Origin of the sequence: Mycobacterium mantenii, from assembly GCF_010731775.1 — a bacterium.
GTDB classification, from domain to species: Bacteria; Actinomycetota; Actinomycetes; order Mycobacteriales; family Mycobacteriaceae; genus Mycobacterium; species Mycobacterium mantenii.
In genome coordinates, this window is the sequence record NZ_AP022590.1 from 2801857 (window position 1) to 2820289 (window position 18433).

General features: G+C 67.7%; 13 protein-coding genes. 2 read left to right on the forward strand and 11 right to left on the reverse strand.

The genetic code is table 11. The annotated features are described in order from the left end of the window. Positions 1-7: 7 nt before the first annotated feature. The 6 genes from G6N50_RS12550 to clpS all read right to left on the reverse strand — a co-directional run bounded on the left by G6N50_RS12550 (position 8) and on the right by clpS (position 4355). Complete coding sequence (locus G6N50_RS12550; RefSeq protein WP_083094286.1) at positions 8-790, reverse strand: cyclic nucleotide-degrading phosphodiesterase; 783 nt, start codon at positions 788-790, stop codon at positions 8-10. Positions 791-863: 73 nt separating this feature from the next. Beyond that, on the reverse strand, positions 864-1679 hold the full coding sequence (gene murI / locus G6N50_RS12555; protein ID WP_083094287.1) for a glutamate racemase: 816 nt from the start codon (positions 1677-1679) through the stop codon (positions 864-866). Continuing rightward, complete coding sequence (locus G6N50_RS12560) at positions 1676-2350, reverse strand: rhomboid family intramembrane serine protease (RefSeq protein ID WP_083094288.1); 675 nt, start codon at positions 2348-2350, stop codon at positions 1676-1678. The genes murI and G6N50_RS12560 overlap by 4 nt, the downstream gene beginning before the upstream one ends. A gap of 36 nt (positions 2351-2386) precedes the next feature. Further along, positions 2387-3427 (reverse strand): P1 family peptidase, encoded by a 1041-nt coding sequence (locus G6N50_RS12565; RefSeq protein WP_083094289.1) that lies wholly within the window; start codon positions 3425-3427, stop codon positions 2387-2389. Between the two features lie 16 nt (positions 3428-3443). Then, positions 3444-4025: an oxidative stress transcriptional regulator AosR gene (gene aosR / locus G6N50_RS12570; RefSeq protein ID WP_083094290.1), complete on the reverse strand. Its 582-nt coding sequence runs from the start codon at positions 4023-4025 to the stop codon at positions 3444-3446. Positions 4026-4049: 24 nt separating this feature from the next. Next, positions 4050-4355, reverse strand: a complete 306-nt coding sequence (gene clpS, locus G6N50_RS12575) for an ATP-dependent Clp protease adapter ClpS (protein WP_067096345.1) — start codon at positions 4353-4355, stop codon at positions 4050-4052. Between the two features lie 67 nt (positions 4356-4422). On the opposite strand from clpS, the gene G6N50_RS12580 reads away from it, so the two are divergent. Next, entirely contained in the window at positions 4423-5739 is a 1317-nt protein-coding gene (locus tag G6N50_RS12580) for a nicotinate phosphoribosyltransferase (RefSeq protein ID WP_083094291.1), read from the forward strand. Between the two features lie 38 nt (positions 5740-5777). Next, positions 5778-7778 carry an ATP-dependent DNA helicase gene (locus tag G6N50_RS12585; RefSeq protein ID WP_142275484.1) on the forward strand — a complete coding sequence of 667 codons (2001 nt, stop codon included), beginning with the start codon at positions 5778-5780 and terminating at the stop codon, positions 7776-7778. Positions 7779-7781: 3 nt separating this feature from the next. On the opposite strand, the gene G6N50_RS12590 is transcribed toward G6N50_RS12585, so the two are convergent. The 5 genes from G6N50_RS12590 to G6N50_RS12610 all read right to left on the reverse strand — a co-directional run bounded on the left by G6N50_RS12590 (position 7782) and on the right by G6N50_RS12610 (position 18192). Then, positions 7782-12227 carry a protein kinase domain-containing protein gene (locus G6N50_RS12590; protein ID WP_083094292.1) on the reverse strand — a complete coding sequence of 1482 codons (4446 nt, stop codon included), beginning with the start codon at positions 12225-12227 and terminating at the stop codon, positions 7782-7784. A gap of 3 nt (positions 12228-12230) precedes the next feature. Then, positions 12231-13094: a DegV family protein gene (locus tag G6N50_RS12595; protein ID WP_083094293.1), complete on the reverse strand. Its 864-nt coding sequence runs from the start codon at positions 13092-13094 to the stop codon at positions 12231-12233. 155 nt (positions 13095-13249) lie between these two features. Next, the gene (locus G6N50_RS12600) at positions 13250-14140 is read right to left on the reverse strand and encodes a DegV family protein (RefSeq protein WP_083094294.1); all 891 of its coding nucleotides are present in this window, start codon (positions 14138-14140) and stop codon (positions 13250-13252) included. Next, entirely contained in the window at positions 14133-15014 is an 882-nt protein-coding gene (locus G6N50_RS12605) for a DegV family protein (RefSeq protein WP_083094295.1), read from the reverse strand. The genes G6N50_RS12600 and G6N50_RS12605 overlap by 8 nt, the downstream gene beginning before the upstream one ends. Continuing rightward, on the reverse strand, positions 15007-18192 hold the full coding sequence (locus tag G6N50_RS12610; RefSeq protein ID WP_083094296.1) for an MFS transporter: 3186 nt from the start codon (positions 18190-18192) through the stop codon (positions 15007-15009). Before G6N50_RS12610 ends, G6N50_RS12605 begins: the two co-directional genes overlap by 8 nt. Between the last annotated feature and the right edge of the window lie 241 nt (positions 18193-18433).

Here is an 18433-nt window from a genome sequence, read left to right on the forward strand (position 1 = left end):
GGCCGGCTCAGACCCTCTCGGAGCGGCGGATATCGAACGTCTCCCCGCACACCACCGCGTGCACCGGCCCATCGAACTCGGCCTTGGCCTCGCTGATCACGTCCTCCCGCGAGGTCCACGGCGGGATGTGCGTCAGCAACAGTTCGTGAACGCCGGCCTCGGCCGCGGCCCGGCCGGCCTCGGTGCCCGACAGATGCAGCGCGGGCGGACGGTCCGGGGAGTGCGTCCAGGAGGCCTCGCAGAGAAAAACATCGGCGCCGCGAGCCAGGTCGACGAGCTGATCGCAGGCACCGGTGTCACCGCTGTAGACGAACGACGCGCCGGAGGGATCGGTGATCTTCAGGCCGTAGGACTCGGTCGGATGAGCCACCACTCGGGGGGTCACCGTGAGCGCACCGATCGTCACCGGCTCGCCATCGACCCAATGCTGGACATCGAAGATGTCCGAGCAGTCGTCGATCTCGCCGCCGTAAGGGGACGACGCCGCGCCCAACCGCGACCAGGTGTCCCCGGGGCCGTACAGCAACGCCTTACCGTCGGGGCGCGTCGGGTGATAGCGCCGCCACACGAAAAGTCCGGGCAAATCCAAACAATGGTCGGCATGCAAATGCGACAACAGCACGTGCACGGATCCGGGATCGGCATAGCGCTGCAGCGCGCCGAGAACGCCCCCGCCGAAGTCGATGACCAACGGCGGAGTGTCCGGTGCCCGGAGCAGGTAACCCGACGCGGGCGAATCCGGCCCCACCACGCTGCCCGAGCAGCCGAGCACGGTTATTCGCACGGACACTACTGTGCCATGCCCGATGGGACCGTGCCGAAAACATCGCCGCATTGATGTGATGAGAATCTCGTCGGCACGGCTAATCGATCCGGACGTGGTGAACGGGCCGCACACCGGCGACCGCCGGGCCCAGGAATCGCGCCGCCAAGGCGGTGAATGCCTCGGGGTCGCCGGTGGCTTCGAAGACCCGGGTCGCGGGCGGTGCGTCATGCGGGCGCAGCAGGTCCTGTTCGGTGAGCACCCGAAGCACCTCCTTGGCGGTTTCCTCGGCGCTGGAAACCAGCGTCACGTAGTCACCCATCGCCAGCTGGATCAGCCCGGACAGCAGCGGGTAGTGCGTGCAGCCGAGCACCAGGGTGTCGACCTGCGCGGCCTGCAGCGGCTCCAGATAGCCCTCGGCCAGCCCGAGCACCTGACGCCCGCTCGTCACGCCGCGCTCCACGAAGTCGACGAAGCGCGGGCAGGCCACCGCGGTGATTTCGGTGTCGCGGGCGGCGGCGAACGCGTCCTGATAGGCATGCGAGTTGATGGTCGCCTGGGTGCCGATGACGCCGATCCGCCCGTTGCGGGTGGTGGCGACCGCACGGCGCACCGCGGGCAGGATCACCTCGACGACGGGCACGTCGTAGCGTTCGCGGGCGTCGCGCAGGCAAGCCGCGGACGCGGTGTTGCAGGCGATGACCAACGCCTTGATGCCGCGGCCGACGAGATCGTCACCGATGGCCAGGGCGTGCGCCCGGACCTCGGGGATGGTCAGCGGACCGTACGGACCGTGGCCGGTATCGCCGACGTAGATGATGTCCTCGTCGGGCAGCTGATCGATGATCGCCCGCGCGACGGTGAGTCCCCCGACACCGGAGTCGAAGACCCCGATGGGCGCCAGTGCCGAGCTCATGTCTTGGGCCGCGGCGCAGCGGCGCCGACTTTCCTCGACGTCCGGCCCTTACGTTCCGGTGCGGACAACACGTAGGCGGCCACGACGCCGGCGAACGCCCCGCACAGGTGGCCCTGCCAGGACACGCCACCGCATTGACCGAGCACGGGCATGGCACCCAGCAGGACGCCGCCGTAGGCGAACAGCACCACCAACCCGATGACGATGTTCCAGAATCTGCGCACAAAAATCCCGAAGACAAGTAAGAAGGCGAGCCAGCCGAAGATCAGCCCGGAGGCTCCGATGTGGTCGGTGGGGCCGCAGTTGCTACCCCAGTCGCCGATGAGCCAGGTGCCGAAGCCGCCCAGGATCCACACAATCGCGGTGGCCCACACGAACCGCGACAAGCCGGCCAGCGTCATCAGGAATCCGAGCACCAACATCGGGACGGTATTGGCCGCGAGGTGTTGCCAGTTGGCGTGCAGAACCGGGGCGAAAACGATCCCCCAGAGGCCATCGGTTTTCCGCGGCCTGATGCCGTTGAGGTCCAGAGAATGGCCCAACAGCTGATCGATCAACTCGATGAGGTAGAGCAGCGCCACGAAGGTCAGGATCGTGGCGGCGCCCACCGTCCACGCGGGCTGCTCCGCCCGGGTCGCCGGTGCGCCGGGACGCCCGGTGGTCTTAGCCATAGCTGCAGGTTACCGGGGCGGACGGCGGTGAACTTTTCATCGGGGAAACGCCCCGGGCAACACGTCGCGGTAGGTCGGTATCCCCGCGATCGAATCCGCGGCGAACACGCCGACCAGCACGGCGCGCGCCACGCAGTCGGCCGCCGCGGCTCCCACCTCGGCGGCCAGCCGCATCTCCGGCGAAAACGAGGCGGGTGCGTCGGCCGCGGGTGGCACCTCCACGGCCCCGGTCGCGAGCGCGAACACGGTGTCGCCGTCGTACGGGGTGTGCGCCGGCCGGACGGTGCGGGCCAGGCCGTCCTGGGCGGCCACGGCGACGCGACGGCACGCGGCCGGGCTCAGCGCGGCATCGGTGGCCACCACCCCGATGACGGTGTTGAGCGGGTTCTGCAGCGGAGTGGACGCCGTCGGCAACTGCGCGAAGGCTTCGACCTGTTCCGCCGGTGGTGGCCGCAGCGCGAACTGGTGAATCAGGTCGGCCATCCACGGCAGGCCGGTGGCCCGGTCGGCGACCTCACCGGCGGAATTCACCACGACCACCGTGCCGACGGTCACGCCGCACGGCAGCGTTGTTGAGGTCGTTCCCACACCGCCCTTGAGCACCCCGGCACGGGCCCCGACGCCCGCGCCGACGCTGCCGACAGCCGTCGCCATGCCGTCCTCGGCGGCGACACAGGCCGCGTAACCGAACTCGGCCGTCGGCCGGCACTCCCAGGCACCGACCGGCAGATCGAAGATCACCGCTCCCGGCACGATGGGCACCACCCCGCCGTCCATCGCCACACCGCGTTCGCGTTCCTCCAGGAAGCGCATAACACCGTCCGCGGCGGCCAGACCGTAGGCGCTGCCCCCGGCGAGCAACACCGCGTCCACGAACCGCACGGTGTTGGCCGGGTCCAGCAGGTCGGTCTCCCGGGTGCCGGGCGCCCCGCCGCGGCAATCAACGGCGCCGACGGTGCCCGGCGGGGTGAGCACGACGGTCACCCCGCGGGCCCAGCCCGCGCCCAGGGACGCGTCGGGGTCGAGTCGTTGGTAGTGGCCGACACGGATACCCCCGACGTCGGTGATGGCGTTCATCCGGCGTCCGCGGCGGTCATCGGGGCCCCATGAGCACCAAGACCAGGTACTCCTGCAGCACGGTCAGCCACTGGTACACGTCGAAGTGCACTGCCAGCGGATGGTCGGCTGGCAGACGCTCCGGGCCTTCCGGCCCGACCTCGAGCATGACACCCAAACTCAGCCGGATGTCGTTGACCGCCGCGATCCAGGAGTTCGCGTCCTCCTCGGTGAGCTCGAAGCGGCCGCCGTCGTCGGGCACCGTATCCAGCAACCGCTGTGCAGCAACGCGTTTGGCGTTGACGATGTCGGGCTCGTGCAGGCTGCGCAGGGCGGCGTTGAGGCTGTCCGCGGCATCGGGCGACGCGTCGTCCTCGTCGTCTTGCCGGTAGAAGTCGGGCAGCAGCCTTCGCAGTGTGGGATCTTTCGGCGGTTCGGCGTTTCCGGTTTTGATCCCGGTGATCTCCTCGAGTTCATCTGCGGGCGAAGAAGATTCACGCTCATCGAGCAGACCGATCATCGCCGTCGCCAAGTTTCTGAGCAGGGCGGCCTCATGGGAGGCCAGTGACGACCGAAAACGGGGACCGTCGGCGGTCTCGACCCGCTTCCATTTGCGCACAGGGAATCGCCAGCGCCTCGGGCTTCAGCGGTCCTGCTGCATCGTCGCCCACAAACCGGCGGCGTGCAGCTTGGACACATCGACTTCCATGGACTCCCGGCTGCCGGCGGACACCACGGCCTTTCCTTCGTTGTGCACCTGCAGCATCAGCTTGGTGGCGTGCGGCTCGCTGTAGCCGAACAACTTCTGGAAGACATACGTCACGTAGGTCATCAGGTTGACCGGGTCGTCCCAGACGATCGTCACCCACGGGCTTGTCGTGGCCTCTACCGGAGCGGACTCTCGTTGTCCTGTAGTGCCCGGCTTCGTGGGCGCTGACATAACAACCATGGCCTACACGATACCGAGGGATGGGCGACGTTACCGAGCCCCCGATGGCAGCCGATACCGTTATGGAATGAACGACCCGGTCGTTACTGGGCTGCTGACCGACAAGTACGAGTTAACGATGTTGGCGGCGGCGCTGCGCGACGGCAGTGCCGATCGACGGACCACCTTCGAACTTTTTGCCCGCCGACTTCCCCAGGGGCGCCGCTACGGTGTGGTCGCCGGAACCGGACGGCTGCTCGAGGCGCTGCCGCAGTTCACCTTCGATGACCAGGCATGCCAGTTGCTGGGGCAATTCCTCGACCCAGATACGTTGCGGTACTTGCGCGAATTTCGGTTCGGCGGTGACATCGACGGTTACGCCGAAGGCGAGCTGTATTTCCCCGGATCACCCGTGCTGTCGGTGAGCGGGACGTTCGCCGAATGCGTGGTGCTCGAGACGCTGGCCCTGTCGATCTTCAATCACGACAGCGCGATCGCGTCCGCCGCGGCGCGCATGGTGAGTGCGGCCAGGGGACGCCCGTTGATCGAGATGGGGTCGCGACGAACCCATGAGCAGGCCGCGGTCGCGGCGGCCCGCGCCGCCTACCTCGCCGGCTTCGCCGCGTCGTCCAACCTGGAGGCGCGGCGCTGCTACGGGATACCCGCCGAGGGCACCTCCGCGCACGCGTTCACCATGCTGTACTCCCGCGCCGACTCCGCTACGGAATCGACCGAATTGGCGGCGTTTCGCGCACAGGTCGAAGCGCTCGGCGTGGACACCACCCTGCTGGTGGACACCTATGACGTGACGGCCGGAGTGGCCAATGCCGTGGCCGCCGCCGGCACCGAACTGGGTGCGGTGCGCATCGACTCCGGCGAGCTGGGCGTGCTGGCCCGCCAGGTGCGCGAGCAACTCGACAAGTTGGGAGCCACCCGAACCCGCATCGTGGTCTCCGGTGACCTCGACGAGTTCTCCATCGCGGCCTTGGCCGCCGAGCCGGTGGACAGCTACGGCGTGGGCACGTCGCTGGTGACGGGCTCGGGCGCCCCGACGGCGAACATGGTGTACAAACTCGTCGAGGTGGACGGCTTGCCGGTGCAAAAACGCAGCAGCCACAAGGAATCCCGCGGGGGGCGCAAGGAGGCGCTGCGCCTGGCGCGCGGGTCGGGCATCATCACCGAGGAGGTGGTGTATCCGGCCGGCCATCGGCCCGCCGTCTCCGGACCGGCCCGGATGGTGACCGTCCCGCTGGTCCGCGGCGGCGAGCTGGTGTCCAAACCGAACCTCGCCGCGGCGCGCGAGCTGGTAACTTCCGGGCTGCGCAGTCTGCCGTGGGAGGGACTGAACTTGTCGCACGGCGATCCCGCGGTCACGACGACGCTGATTCCCGCCGGCCGGCGGTAGCACCGCCCCGAATTGCGAAGAGGGTAGCCACGTCCGACGTGTCCGTGTCCGAGCTGCTGGCCACCGCCGTGGCCGCGCTCGGCGGCAGTGAACGCAGCGGCCAGCAGGAGATGGCCGCTGCGGTGGCGCGGGCCTTCGCCACCGAGGAGCATCTGGTGGTGCAGGCCGGCACCGGTACCGGCAAGTCGCTCGCGTACCTGGTGCCCGCGATCGTCCATGCTCTCGACGACGAGTCCCCCGTCGTCGTGTCCACGGCCACGATCGCCCTGCAACGTCAGCTCGTCGATCGCGATCTGCCCCGGCTGGTCGACGCGCTGGCCGATGCGCTGCCGCGCCGCCCGCGGTTCGCCTTGCTCAAAGGCCGACGAAACTATCTGTGTTTGAACAAGCTTCACAACGGCGGGGCGGCCGAAGGTGACGAAGCCGACGACCGGCCGCAGGAAGAACTCTTCAACCCCATGGCGGTCAGCGCCCTGGGCCGCGACGTGCAACGGCTCACCGAATGGGCGTCGAGCACCGAGTCGGGTGATCGCGACGATCTCAAGCCCGGCGTCCCGGACCGGTCCTGGTCGCAGGTCAGCGTCGCCGCGCGGGAATGCCTCGGCGTGGCGCGCTGCCCGTTCGGCACCGAGTGCTTCTCCGAACGGGCCAGGAGTCACGCGGGCCGCGCGGACATCGTGGTCACCAACCACGCGCTGCTGGCCATCGACGCGGTGGCCGACTCGGCGGTGCTGCCCGAGCATGCGCTGCTGGTCGTCGACGAAGCGCACGAGTTGGTGGATCGGGTGACGTCGGTGGCCACCGCGGAGCTGACGTCGGCCGGCCTCGGGGTGGCCGCTCGGCGGATCGGCCGATTGGTGGACCCGGAACTGGTCCAGCGTCTGGATGCGGCGACGGCCAACTTCGCCTCGTTGATCCACGACGGCCCGCCCGGCCGCATCGATCGCCTCGACGACGAGCTGGCGACCTACCTGACGGCACTGCGCGACGTGGCGACCGCGGCGCGTTCGGCGATCGACACCACGAACGACCCCAAGGCGGCCTCGGCACGTGCTGAAGCCGTTGCGGCACTGAGCGAGATCTCGGACACCGCGTCGCGCGTGCTGGCGGCGTTCGGCCCGGCCATCCCCGACCGCACCGATGTGGTCTGGCTGGAGCAAGAGGAGATCAGGGGCGCATCGCGTCCGGTGTTGCGGGTGGCGCCGCTGTCGGTCGCCGGGCTGCTGCGGGCCCGGGTGTTCTCGCGTTCGACGGTGGTGCTGACGTCGGCGACGCTGACCATCGGCGGATCTTTCGACGCCATGGCCGCGGCGTGGGGACTGTCCGCCAAGGACGACGACGCGCGCTGGCGCGGGCTGGACGTGGGTTCGCCGTTCGAGCATGCCAAAGCCGGCATCCTCTACGTGGCCGCCCACCTGCCGCCACCGGGACGCGACGGCGTCGGCTCGGCCGAGCAGCTGAGCGAGATCGCCGAACTCATCACCGCCGCCGACGGACGCACCCTGGGGTTGTTCTCGTCGATGCGGGCCGCCCGGGCGGCGGCCGAGGCCATGCGCGAACGGCTGTCGACGCCCGTGCTGTGTCAGGGCGATGACAGTACGTCGGCACTCGTCGAGCAGTTCAGCGCCGATCCCCAGACGTCTTTATTCGGCACGCTGTCGCTGTGGCAGGGCGTCGACGTTCCCGGGCCGTCGCTGTCGCTGGTGCTGATCGACCGCATCCCGTTCCCCCGGCCCGACGACCCGCTGCTGAGCGCGCGGCAGCGCGCGGTGGCCGCGCGCGGCGGCAACGGCTTCATGGCCGTCGCGGCCAGCCACGCGGCACTGCTGTTGGCGCAGGGGTCGGGGCGGCTGTTGCGAGGCGTCACCGATCGCGGCGTGGTGGCGGTGCTCGACTCGCGCATGGTCACCGCTGGCTACGGGGGCTACCTGCGGGCCTCGTTGCCACCGTTCTGGCAGACCACGAACGGCGAGCAGGTGCGCCAGGCACTGCAACGCCTGCGCGCCGCGCCGGCATCGGAGCAGGGCGTGTCGGCGTGAGCCCTACTGCCAGCAGACCTCATATACACGTTGGGGATCCCGCAGCCCTTTGAGCTGTTCCTCGCGCGTTTCGCCGAACTGGAACTCGTGACTGCCGGCAACCAACCCGCGCAGCACCGCCGAGACGAGGATTCCGTTCCCGTCTGCTTTCGCGCCGATCCGCGCCGCGAGGATCACGGTGTGCCCGAAAAAGTCCTCCTGTTCGCGAATCACCTCTCCGGTGTGGAGTCCGATCCGCACGCGCAGCACCTGGCTGCCGGACTGATCCCGGTACGCCGCCAAGTCACGCTGGATTCCGATCGCGCAGCGCAGCGCGCTGCGGGCGCTGGCGAAGGCGACCATGAACCCGTCGCCCTGCGATTTGACCTCGAAGCCACTATGGGCTGCCAGCTGGCGACGGATGACCGCGTTGTGGCGGTGCAACAGCTTCAGCCAGCGCTCGTCGCCGAGTTGCTCGGCAAGTACTGTCGAGCCTTCGATGTCGGAAAACATGATCGTGACCGTTCCGTCGGGAGCGGCCACTCTACTGAGATCGGGCCGGTCCGCCTCGACGGACTCTGCGACTTCGTCGATCACCGACCACCCGAGCGACGGCTTCTGGTTCCGCTTCTCCGCATGTTCTCGGCGCAGCTGCAGGAGGCGCTCGACCTCGACGCGCATGCCGTTGCGCTGTGCGACGGCGTGTCCCTGCTCGATCAGGCCCATGGCCTTCTCGCGATTCGCCGGCTCAGACGTGCGCAGCAGCATGCGCGCGTACTCGTAACAGACCCGAGGCGTCACGTAGTCACAGCCGATCTCCGCATTACGTGCGAGGGCCAGCTCAAAGTGACGCACCGCGTCCTCACGGCGATCCGCCGCCGCGGCGGCGAAGGCCAGGAACGTGTGGTTGGAGCCGAGGCAACCGGCTCCGGCCAAAAACAGAGTGCAGCGATCTTCATAGGGCACCAGCAGCTCGTAGAGCGTGCTTGCAGCTTCTCGATCACAGATCGGGATCGAAGCCATCGAGAGCACGCACACCGACGTCAGCCAATCACTGCCGCGCCGCAGCGCCTCGAAGCCGTCGGCCGTAAGCTCCGCGAACCTGGCGCGGGCCTCATCGAGCTGGCCGATCTCAGTCAGCAGCCACACGTACGATGCCGGCCACGCCTGCCCGTAACGCGCGGCGGCTTCACGGCCGACGTCGCGCAACTGTTCGAGGGTGCCATCCGCGAGCCGGGTCAGAAACGAGTGCGCGCCAAAGACGACTGCCGCCACCTCGCGCTCGGCACGCTGGCCGATCGACAGCGCCGTCGCCGCAAGACGTTCCGACTCCTTGTAGCGGCCCTGCATCAGCGCCCGCATCGTGCGGAACACCGCCGTCTGCCACAGATATCGCGGCTGGCGCAGTTCGTTGGCCAGCCGGTCACACATCGCGATCTCCTGATCGACCGCCCGGAAGTCGCCGAGCTGGGCAAGCGCGATCAGCCGCAACTGGTGGCCCTCGAACTCCATGTCGCGGTCACCGACGATCCGAGCGAGCCGCGCCATCTCCTCGCCCGACGCGATCGCCTCTTCGATCCGGTCGGGACCCAAGGTCGACCACTGCCGGCTGTGCATGGCCAGCAGCAAGATCTTCGTGTCACCGACGCGCTCGGCCATCTCGATGGCCTGCGCACTGGCCCGGTCGGCTTCTGCCAGCGCGCCCTTGCAGCGCAGCTCGAGCGCAAGCCGGGACAGGACTGTCACCCGAAGCGCGCTGTCCCGCGCAGGCAACACCTCAAGCGACTCGTCCAGCATCGCCACCAGCTGTTCGTCGGCGCGGTCGGTGATCGAGAAGCCGCCCGGACCGCCGCCGTATCCAAGCGCGGCACGGGCATAGTGGTCGTTCAGCGCCAGCTCGCGCGCAATCGTCGCAGCCTCGCCAAAAGTCTTGCGGGCACCTTCGGCTTCGCCGGCCCGCCATTGGGCGTCCCCGAGAGCCAGCAGCAGATCGCATCGGCGTTGAGGCACTACCTCCGAGATCGTGTCGAACAGTCGCAGCGCCGTCGCATAAAGGCTCACCGCGTCTTCGTAGGCATACGTCGCCGCCGCGCGTTCGCCCGCCCACCAGGCGTAGTCAGCGGCCTTTGCAGCGTCACCGTATGGAGCCGCCTTCGCGAAGTGGAACGCGATCGCAGACAGGTGGGACTCGATCCGGTCCTCATAAAGTTCCTCGATTGCCTCGCCGGCAGCGATGTGCAGCTGGGAGCGCCGCAGGGTCGGCAGGTCGTCGTACAGCGCATCGCGAGTCGCGCCGTGCGCGAAGCCGTACCGGCCCGGCTCGCCGGCAGCCTGCCGCACGATCGCCCCCTCGAGAGCTGGCTGCATCCGCACCAACACGGCGTCCGCCTCCAAGGCGCTGACGTGGGTCAGCACCGGCAGGTCGAACTCGCGGCCTATCACCGCCGCGGTCGACAGCAGCTCGAGTGTTTCGGCGGGCAGCTTCTCCAACCGGCGGGAGACCACCTCGTGGACACCCCGGGGGATACCGAGCTCCCCATCGTCCCTGATGTTGACAACCCAACGGTCCTCGCGCCAATCAAGCACTTCGGAGTCGATCAGGTGGCGAACGATCTCTTCGGTGAAGTAGGGATTGCCTTCCGACTCTCGGCAGACGGCGTCGGCAAGCGCGAGTTCGTCACGCCGATCGAGCGGTTGTTGCAGCACCGCTTCGAGCATCGCCTTGACGTGCTGATCGGAAAGCCCTCGCAGCTTGATGCGTGCGTAGCCGCGTTCCTTGCTGAGCCCAGTGAGCACTTCGTTCAAATAGTGATCATCGGGAAGCTCATCGTCGCGGTAGGTGCCCAGCACGAACACGCGAGAGTGCGCCAGCTCGCGCACGACGAACGCCAACAACATCAGCGACGGTTGGTCGGCCTGATGCAAGTCCTCAAGGAAGATTGCCAGAGGCTGGCGGTCGGAAGCACCGATCAGGAATCGCGACACTGAATCAAACAGCCGGAATCGGGCCTGCTCGGCGTCCAATGCCGGCGATTCGGGGATCTCCGGCATCCGCTCGCGTATCTCGGAGACGATCTGTGCGATCTCGAACGCGCCAGAGCCCAAGTCCGAAGCCACCGTTTCGGCGTCGTGACCGCGTGCATAGTCGCGGATCACCTGAACCCACGGCCAATAGGCAGGAGCGCCCGCACCCGCATAGCAGCGACCCCACAGAACCTGCGCGCCCCGGAGGGCGGCGTATGCCGCGGCCTCCGACGCTAGCCGGGTCTTGCCGATCCCCGACTCGCCACTTATCAGCACAGTGCGGCCGCGCCGGCCCACAGCATCATCGATCGCGGCCCGGAGTTCGTGAGTCTCCCGCTCTCGTCCGAGGAATGTGCTATCGGTGATCCGGTCGAGCGCCGCCATGTCCTGAGTCGAGCCATCGCCACCGGCAACCGCAGCGGCGATGACCCCCAAAGCATCGCGAACCTCGGCTGCTTGCTGAGGGCGCGCCTCTGGCGACTTCGCCAGCATTTTGAGCAACAACTGGTCGAGCGCAGCTGGAACACCGGAGCGATGCCCGCTCGGTGCGACCGGAGCAGTCGAAACATGCTGGGAGACAATCGCAGCCGCTGACTCACCCGCGAACGGTATTACCCCGCAGAGCAATTCGTACAGGAGAGCACCAAGGGAGTAGATATCCGAACGTGCGTCGGAACCCCGACCGAGAGCCTGCTCGGGCGGCATATAGGCAACAGTTCCGATCACCGTCCCAACGGCCGTCACTCGCGTTGCGCCTTCTGCGACCGCGAGCCCGAAGTCTCCGATCTTGGCGGTGCCGTCGGGTGCCAGCCACACATTCTGGGGTTTGACGTCACGATGCACGACGCCCTGCGCGTGCGCGTGCGCCAGTCCGCCGGCGACGTCCTGGCCGATCCGGACCACCTCTTCAATGGCGAGTCGGTGATCCACCGCGTCTGACAACAGGCTGTAAAGGTCACCGCCTGCCATGTACTGGCTGATCAGGTATAGCTGCCCCACCTCATCGCCGAAGTCGTACACGTTGACGATGTTCGGGTGCTCGCCGAGCTTCGCCATCGCCTCGGCTTCCCGGCGTGCGCGGCGCATGGCTGCTTCGTCCGTACCGCCGGCCTTGAACACTGCGGCGGCCACCTCGCGCTGCAGACGGGTGTCCATGGCCAGGTACACCCGCTTGCCGGCACCTTCGCCGAGTAGGCGGCCGAGCAGGTAACGCCCGTCTGCAAGCGTCTTGGGAACCGGCGGACCCGTAGGCTGCGCCGGGACCGACCGCGCGCTCAGCTCAGTGCCGCACTCGTCACAGAAGCGCTGTCCCGCAGGGTGGCGCGCGCCGCATCCCGGGCATGCAATCTCTACCGCAAGCAGGCCGCCGCATTTGCCGCAGAACTTGGCCTGAGGCCGGTTCCCAGCCCCACACTTACCGCACTTCACATTCGCCGGCGCACTCATCGGTTACCTCAGCGCCGTGCCTGGAAGTCCACCGACCAACAGCGTCCCCGGACCGACATGCGTTGCAACAACGGGTCCGATCTCGGAGATGAACTCCGGCTCGGTGCCAAACAGTTCGGTGAGACGCTCGGCCAGCCGCTTTGCCTCCTCGTGCGCAAAGGCGTGCTGGACGAACCACCGGTCGGCACCCGCGGCGCGCCGCTGGACCATCAGTTCGATAAGCCGCTCGACCCCTCGCCGGTGGGTGCGCACGCGCTCGAGGGCCTTGAGCTCCGATTCGATCGTCAGGATCGGTTTGAGATCGAGCGCCGATCCGACCCAAGCGGCCACGGCTCCCACCCTGTTGCTTCGGCGGAGGTACTCGAGCGTATCCACCAGACCCCAGCCCTTGACTTCCTTGCGGGCCTGGCGCACGCGCTCGCTGACGCCTCCTGAGTCGGCTCCCCCGGCGGCGGCACGCGCTGCCACCAGCGCCTGGAGCCCGAGGTGGCCGCCGAAGCCGGCCGAGTCGATCACGACCACCTGCTCGCCGCCGTCGCCCTCTAGCTTCGCGGCTGCCTGCCGAGCCATCGAGCAGGTCTCGGAAACGCCAGAGGAGATCAGCACCGAGACAACGGCGCTGTGCTGCTGCAGCAGCTGGTCAAAGACCGCGACGAAATCCTCGACTGCGGGGGCCGACGTTTTCGCGGTGTTCTTCGACGCGTCCAGTTCCGCATAGAACCGGGCGAAATCACCGTCGAACTCCGACTCACGCAGTGGTCCTGCACCAACGTCGTAATACTGCGACACCACCGTGATATCGAGCTTGTCGACGAGCGCAGGCGGCAGGTAGCCAGTGCTGTCGGTAACCACCGCGACATCAGCCATGCGCGCACTCCAGCCGGTCCCGAACACCTTGAATCATGTCCAGCCACGACCCGTAAACCGCAGTAAGCGTACTGCCGCAGACTTCGCGTGGGGGGAAGTCTGCTGACTTTCGTCGAACACCTGGGCTGCACCGTGACCAGGGGCCGCGATCCTCGCTAACCCAGCGCGGCACTGGGAAGACCGCCGACCGTCAGCATCCCCGGACCGGTATGAGTTGCGAGTACCGGTCCGACCGGAGAGATGAACTCCGGCTCGGTGCCGAACAGCCCAGCGAGACGCTCGGCCAGCCGCTGCGCGTCCTCGTGCGCATCGGCGTGCTGGACGAACCATCGATCGGCGCCGACGGCGCGCCGCTGTCGCATCAGCTCGACCAACCGCTCGACCCCGCGCCTGAACGTGCGCACGCGTTCGACGGCCTTCATCTCTGATTCGATCATCAAGATCGGCTTGAGGTCGAGCGCCGATCCGATCCATGCGGCGGCGGTGCCGACCCGTCCGCCGCGCCTCAGATACTCAAGCGTGTCGACAAGGACCCATTGCCTGACCTCCTGGCGCGCCCGGCGTGCCTGCTCGGCCACGCCCTGTAGGTCGGCTCCTGCCGCCGCGGCACGCGCCGCCGCCAGCGCTTGACAACCCAGGTGGCCGGCCACGCCGGCCGAATCGAAGACCTTTATCCGCTCGCCGTCCACCCGTGCCGCCGCCTCACGTGCGAACTCGCACGTCGGGGACAGGTTTGACCCAAGCATGATGGCGACCACGGCGCTGTGTTCCTGCAGCAGCCGTTCATAGGCTGCAACGAAATCCTCGACCTTGGGCGGCCCCGTCGTCGCGACTGTCTTCGATGCGTCCAGTTCGGCGAAGAACCGTGCCCAATCACCGTCGAAGTCCGACTCCCGCTCCCCCCTGCCAGGCAGCTCATGACCGCCGGTGGGCGACGCGGCACCAGTGATGTCGTAATACAGGGACACCACCGTGATGCCCAGGCTCTCGACGAGCGCCCGCGGCAACGCGCAGGTGCTGTCGGTAACGATTGCGACTTCAGCCATATGCACCCTCCAATGCCGTTCCGGGGAGATTTCCGGCTACCAACGTCCCCGGACCGGTGTGTGTTGCCAGCACCGGGCTGAGCTCCGAGATGAACTCCGGCTCGGCCTCGAAAATTGCAGCGAGGCGCTCGGCCAACCGCTTCGCGTCCTCGCGTGCATCCGCGTGCTGGACGAACCACCGATCGGCGCCCACCCCGCGCCGCTGTCGCATCAATTCGACCAACCGCTCGACGGCGCGCTTGCGCGTGCGCACGCGTTCGACGGCCCTGAACTGTGATTCGACCATCAGGATCGGCTTGAGATCGAGCGCCGATCCAAGCCATGCGGCGGCGCCACCGATCCGACCACCGCGCCTCAGATACTCAAGCGTGTCGAGAACGACCCACTGCCGGACTTCCTGACGTGCCCGACGCGTCGCCGCAATCACCCCCGTGGCGTCTTCTCCAGCGGCGGCCGCCCGCGCGCCTGCGAGCGCCTGAAGACCCAACTGGCCGGCCGCACCGGCCGAGTCGAGCACCACAACCCGCTCGCCACCGCGGCCCTCGGATTCCAGCTCTGCGACGGCCTGCCGAGTCATCGAGCAGGTCTCGGAAAGGCCCGACGAGATCAGGACAGCGACGACGGCGCTGTGCTGCTCCAACAGTCGGTCATAGACGGTGACGAAATCCTCGACGGTAGGCGGCGACGTCTTCGCAACGCTCTTTGACGCGTCCAGTTCCGCGTAGAACCGTCCGAAATCTCCGTCGAAATCCAACTCACGAAGCCACCCGCCACCCACGTCGTAGTACAGCGACACCACCGTGATGCCCACGCTCTCGACGAGCGCCCGCGGCAACGAGCAGGTGCTGTCGGTAACCACCGCGACCTCAGGCATGCGCAGATTCGCCCTGCACTACCCGCATGATCTGCGGCAGGGCTTCACGGGTCGCGATTCGGCCGGCCTCGCGGGCACGGTCGATCTGGTGCCATTCGAGGAAGCCGATGCTGCTGGTGTCGGGGTGGATCGCCAGATCCGCCTGCTCGAGAACGGTAGACGTTGCCATCGCGCTGCCGATCGTCATGGTGCGCATGAGCGTGTCGACGACGTTCGGCACCCGCGGCGAGCGCGCCAGCTTCGTGTCGCTTGCGGGGGTTGCCTGCTGACCGGTGCCTATGCTCACCGCGAGCAGTGGGCCCTCGTGGCGCGCCAGCGTCGTTACCGGCAGGTTGTCGAGCACACCGCCATCGACGTGTAGCACCCCGTCATAAACGATCGGTGCGTACAAACCCGGCACCCGCAGGGAACAACCGACGACATCGGCGAGCGGACCTCGTCGATGCACGACGGCCCGGCGTGCCAGCAGGTCGACGCTGACACAGCGGAATTCCTTCGGCAATTCCTCGACTAGCTGTCCCCCGAAGACACTGTCGAGGGCGCCCAAGGTGCGCCGCCCGCGAATCAGTCCCTTGCTGGGCAGGGTGTAGTCGTTGGTCGGGTTGCTGCGAATGAAGTACTCGTAGATATTGGCGTCTACGGCCGCTGCATCCTTACCGGTCGCCGCGAGTGCCGCGATGATTGCGCCCATACTGGTCCCGGCATAACGGTCGACCACGACCCCCGCCGCCTCCAGCTCGTCCAGCACCCCCAGGTGCGCAAACGCCCGAGCGGCGCCACCGCTGAGGACCAGCCCGACCGAACGGCCCGCGACGCGTGCGGCGAGTGGGCGCAGATCGGCAGGCGCGTGTTCGGAGCGGACCGCATGCACCGAGCGAGGCGCTATCAACTCCTCCCATCGGCGCCGATGTTCACGGCTGGCGGGCGCTCCTGCGAGGACTAGGTCGGCGCCCGCCGCCCGCGCCGGCATCGATGCGGACGGGGGTGCCGGATCAGCCGCGACCAGAACCACCCGGTCCGCCGAACGCAGGCAGAAGTCGCGCCATTCCGAGTCATCGGCCGCCGCGTGCAACACCACTTTGTCCGCGATCCGCTCGGCGCGCTCCAGCCCGTCGCGATCCACCCGGCCGGGATCCGCCACCTGTAACTGCCCCGATAGCGCGGCGACCAACTCGGCGGCCACCATCGATACAGGCGCGTGGTTGTCGAGGCCGATGACCGCGACGACCGCTTCAGGCGCCGGGGCAGGCGGGAACGCCGGCGGCGGGGCCTGGTGTAGCCGGGTCGCCAGCACCCGGACCAATGCCTCGAGGACTCCCGAGTGGGCAATCTTGTCGAATTGGGTCTTGGTAAGCCGCACCAGGGTCGAGTCCCGCACTGCTCGAACCGATGCGGAGCGGGGCGCATCGATCAGCAGTCCGAGCTCGCCGACGACCTCGCCCCGTCCCAATTCCGTTAGTACGACGTCATTCTGGAGCACTTGCAGGCGACCATTTCGCACCACGTACAACGAATCGGACGCCTCGCCCGCGTGAAAGAGGAACGACCCCGCCTCCAAGTCGATCTGATCGGCATGGTCTCGCAGCTCTGCCAGGCTGACAGGGTCCAGCCCCGCAAACAGCGGGAGACCGCCGAGCGGATCGATCTCACCATCCGAAAGCGACCGGCCCTCGGCGGGTAGGGACACGAGCCCCGGCGCCGACGGCGATCCCGGCGAATCGACTTGCGGTGGGAGCTCAGACTCCTCGGCCCCCGCGGCGACGTGGCGAGTGCGTCCGAGTAGCACACCGCCGATAGCAACCACCGCAAAACAGACGGCGGCCAGTACCCAACCGCGTCGCAACGTCAGTTCGGAGGCGCCGTGAGCCGGCGTTCCGACCACAATCACCAACAACGCGATTCCGATCACGGCACCGAGTTGGCGCGTGCTGCTGACCACCGCCGACGCCGTCGCGTAGCTGCCGCCCGCGGCCAGCCCGGCCAGGGCGGCGCTGCCGAGCATCGGCAGCGTGGCTCCGACCCCGTGGCCCTGGAGAATTTGACCGGGCAACCACTGCCCGAGGAAATCGGGTGTGGAACCGACGCGTTCGATGTACCACAGCAGGCTGCCTGTCCACGTCAGTGCGCCGGCAATGATGATGAGGCGGTAACCGTGCCGGTCGGCGACGCGCCCGAGTACCGCGGCGACGACAGCCGCGACGAACGCGGCGGGCGCGACCGCGAGGCCCGCGCGCAACAAGTTGTAACCCCACACGTAGTTGAGGAACAACACGTGGGTCAGCAGGTAGGCGTAGAACCCGGCGCTGGCAATCAGCGTCAGAGCGTTGCCGGCCGTAAACGACCGGATGCGCAGCAACGCGGGCTCTATCAGCGGTGTTGGATGACTCCGCGAACTCATCACGAATCCAAGCATCGCGACCACTGCGGCGAGGAATGACCCGATGGTTGCCGGGCTGACCCAGCCCCAGTCCGGACCCTTGACCAAGCCGAGAGTCAAACAACCGAGCCCGAAGGCGAGCAACGCGGCGCCCCGCAAGTCGGGCACGCGCCGCCGTCCGGAAGCGCGGCTTTCCACCAGTCCTCGCCGGGCTACCGCCACAGCCACAAAGCCGAGCGGCACGTTGACCAGGAAGACCCAGCGCCAACTCGATGCCTCCACCAGAGCGCCGCCGATCGGCGGTCCGAGGCCGGACGCGATGGCGGCTGCCGCGCCCCAGAGGCCGACACCGTGTGCGCGGCGTGCCTCATCGAAACTCTCGACTACGAGCGCGAGGGATGCCGGCACCAGGACCGCCGCTCCGATGCCTTGCAGCACGCGGAATGCGACGAGCTGGCCAACGGTGTCGGCGACCGCGCACAATGCGGACGCGACGGTGAACAACACCACACCGTAGATGAACATCCGCTTGCGCCCGAGCAAGTCGGCAAGCCTGCCGCCGGCCACCAGGAACGCGGCGAAGGCGATGTTGTAGGCGTTGAGCACCCACGACAGGCTGCTGATGTCGGCGCTGTGGAAGTACCGCTGGATGGCCGGGAACGCGATGTTGACGATCGTCGAGTCGAGGAATGCCAGGAACGCGCCGAACGCCGCGACCAGTAGGACCGCTGTCGAAGACGGTTGACGACGTCTAATGAGCGCAGTGGCAGGTCGTCTCCCGGCGAGACGTCGTCTGCTCATCGCATTATTGACCGGGTTGAAACCAGCGATAGCTCGGGCATCCCGGGTCCTCGCATGATCGCCGGCATGCTTCCCGCGAGTCGCGGAATGAGCAGCAGTTTTGTTCGCCATGACGCATCTCCGCTCAATGAGGTTGTTGCGCCGTCGCCGCAATTGTTGCCCAAATCACAGCGAAGCGGGGCATTTTTTGATATTGAGACTTGGAAATATCACCGATCGGCTCGCCGCGCGGCGACGGTCG

Coding starts and splice junctions, on each gene's coding strand:
- murI (WP_083094287.1), bottom strand. CDS start 1,679: ATGAGCTCGGCACTGGCGCCCATCGGGGTCTTCGACTCCGGTGTCGGG.
- G6N50_RS12560 (WP_083094288.1), bottom strand. CDS start 2,350: ATGGCTAAGACCACCGGGCGTCCCGGCGCACCGGCGACCCGGGCGGAG.
- G6N50_RS12565 (WP_083094289.1), bottom strand. CDS start 3,427: ATGAACGCCATCACCGACGTCGGGGGTATCCGTGTCGGCCACTACCAA.
- clpS (WP_067096345.1), bottom strand. CDS start 4,355: ATGGTTGTTATGTCAGCGCCCACGAAGCCGGGCACTACAGGACAACGA.
- G6N50_RS12580 (WP_083094291.1), top strand. CDS start 4,423: ATGAACGACCCGGTCGTTACTGGGCTGCTGACCGACAAGTACGAGTTA.
- G6N50_RS12590 (WP_083094292.1), bottom strand. CDS start 12,227: ATGAGTGCGCCGGCGAATGTGAAGTGCGGTAAGTGTGGGGCTGGGAAC.
- G6N50_RS12595 (WP_083094293.1), bottom strand. CDS start 13,094: ATGGCTGATGTCGCGGTGGTTACCGACAGCACTGGCTACCTGCCGCCT.
- G6N50_RS12600 (WP_083094294.1), bottom strand. CDS start 14,140: ATGGCTGAAGTCGCAATCGTTACCGACAGCACCTGCGCGTTGCCGCGG.
- G6N50_RS12605 (WP_083094295.1), bottom strand. CDS start 15,014: ATGCCTGAGGTCGCGGTGGTTACCGACAGCACCTGCTCGTTGCCGCGG.
- G6N50_RS12610 (WP_083094296.1), bottom strand. CDS start 18,192: ATGAGCAGACGACGTCTCGCCGGGAGACGACCTGCCACTGCGCTCATT.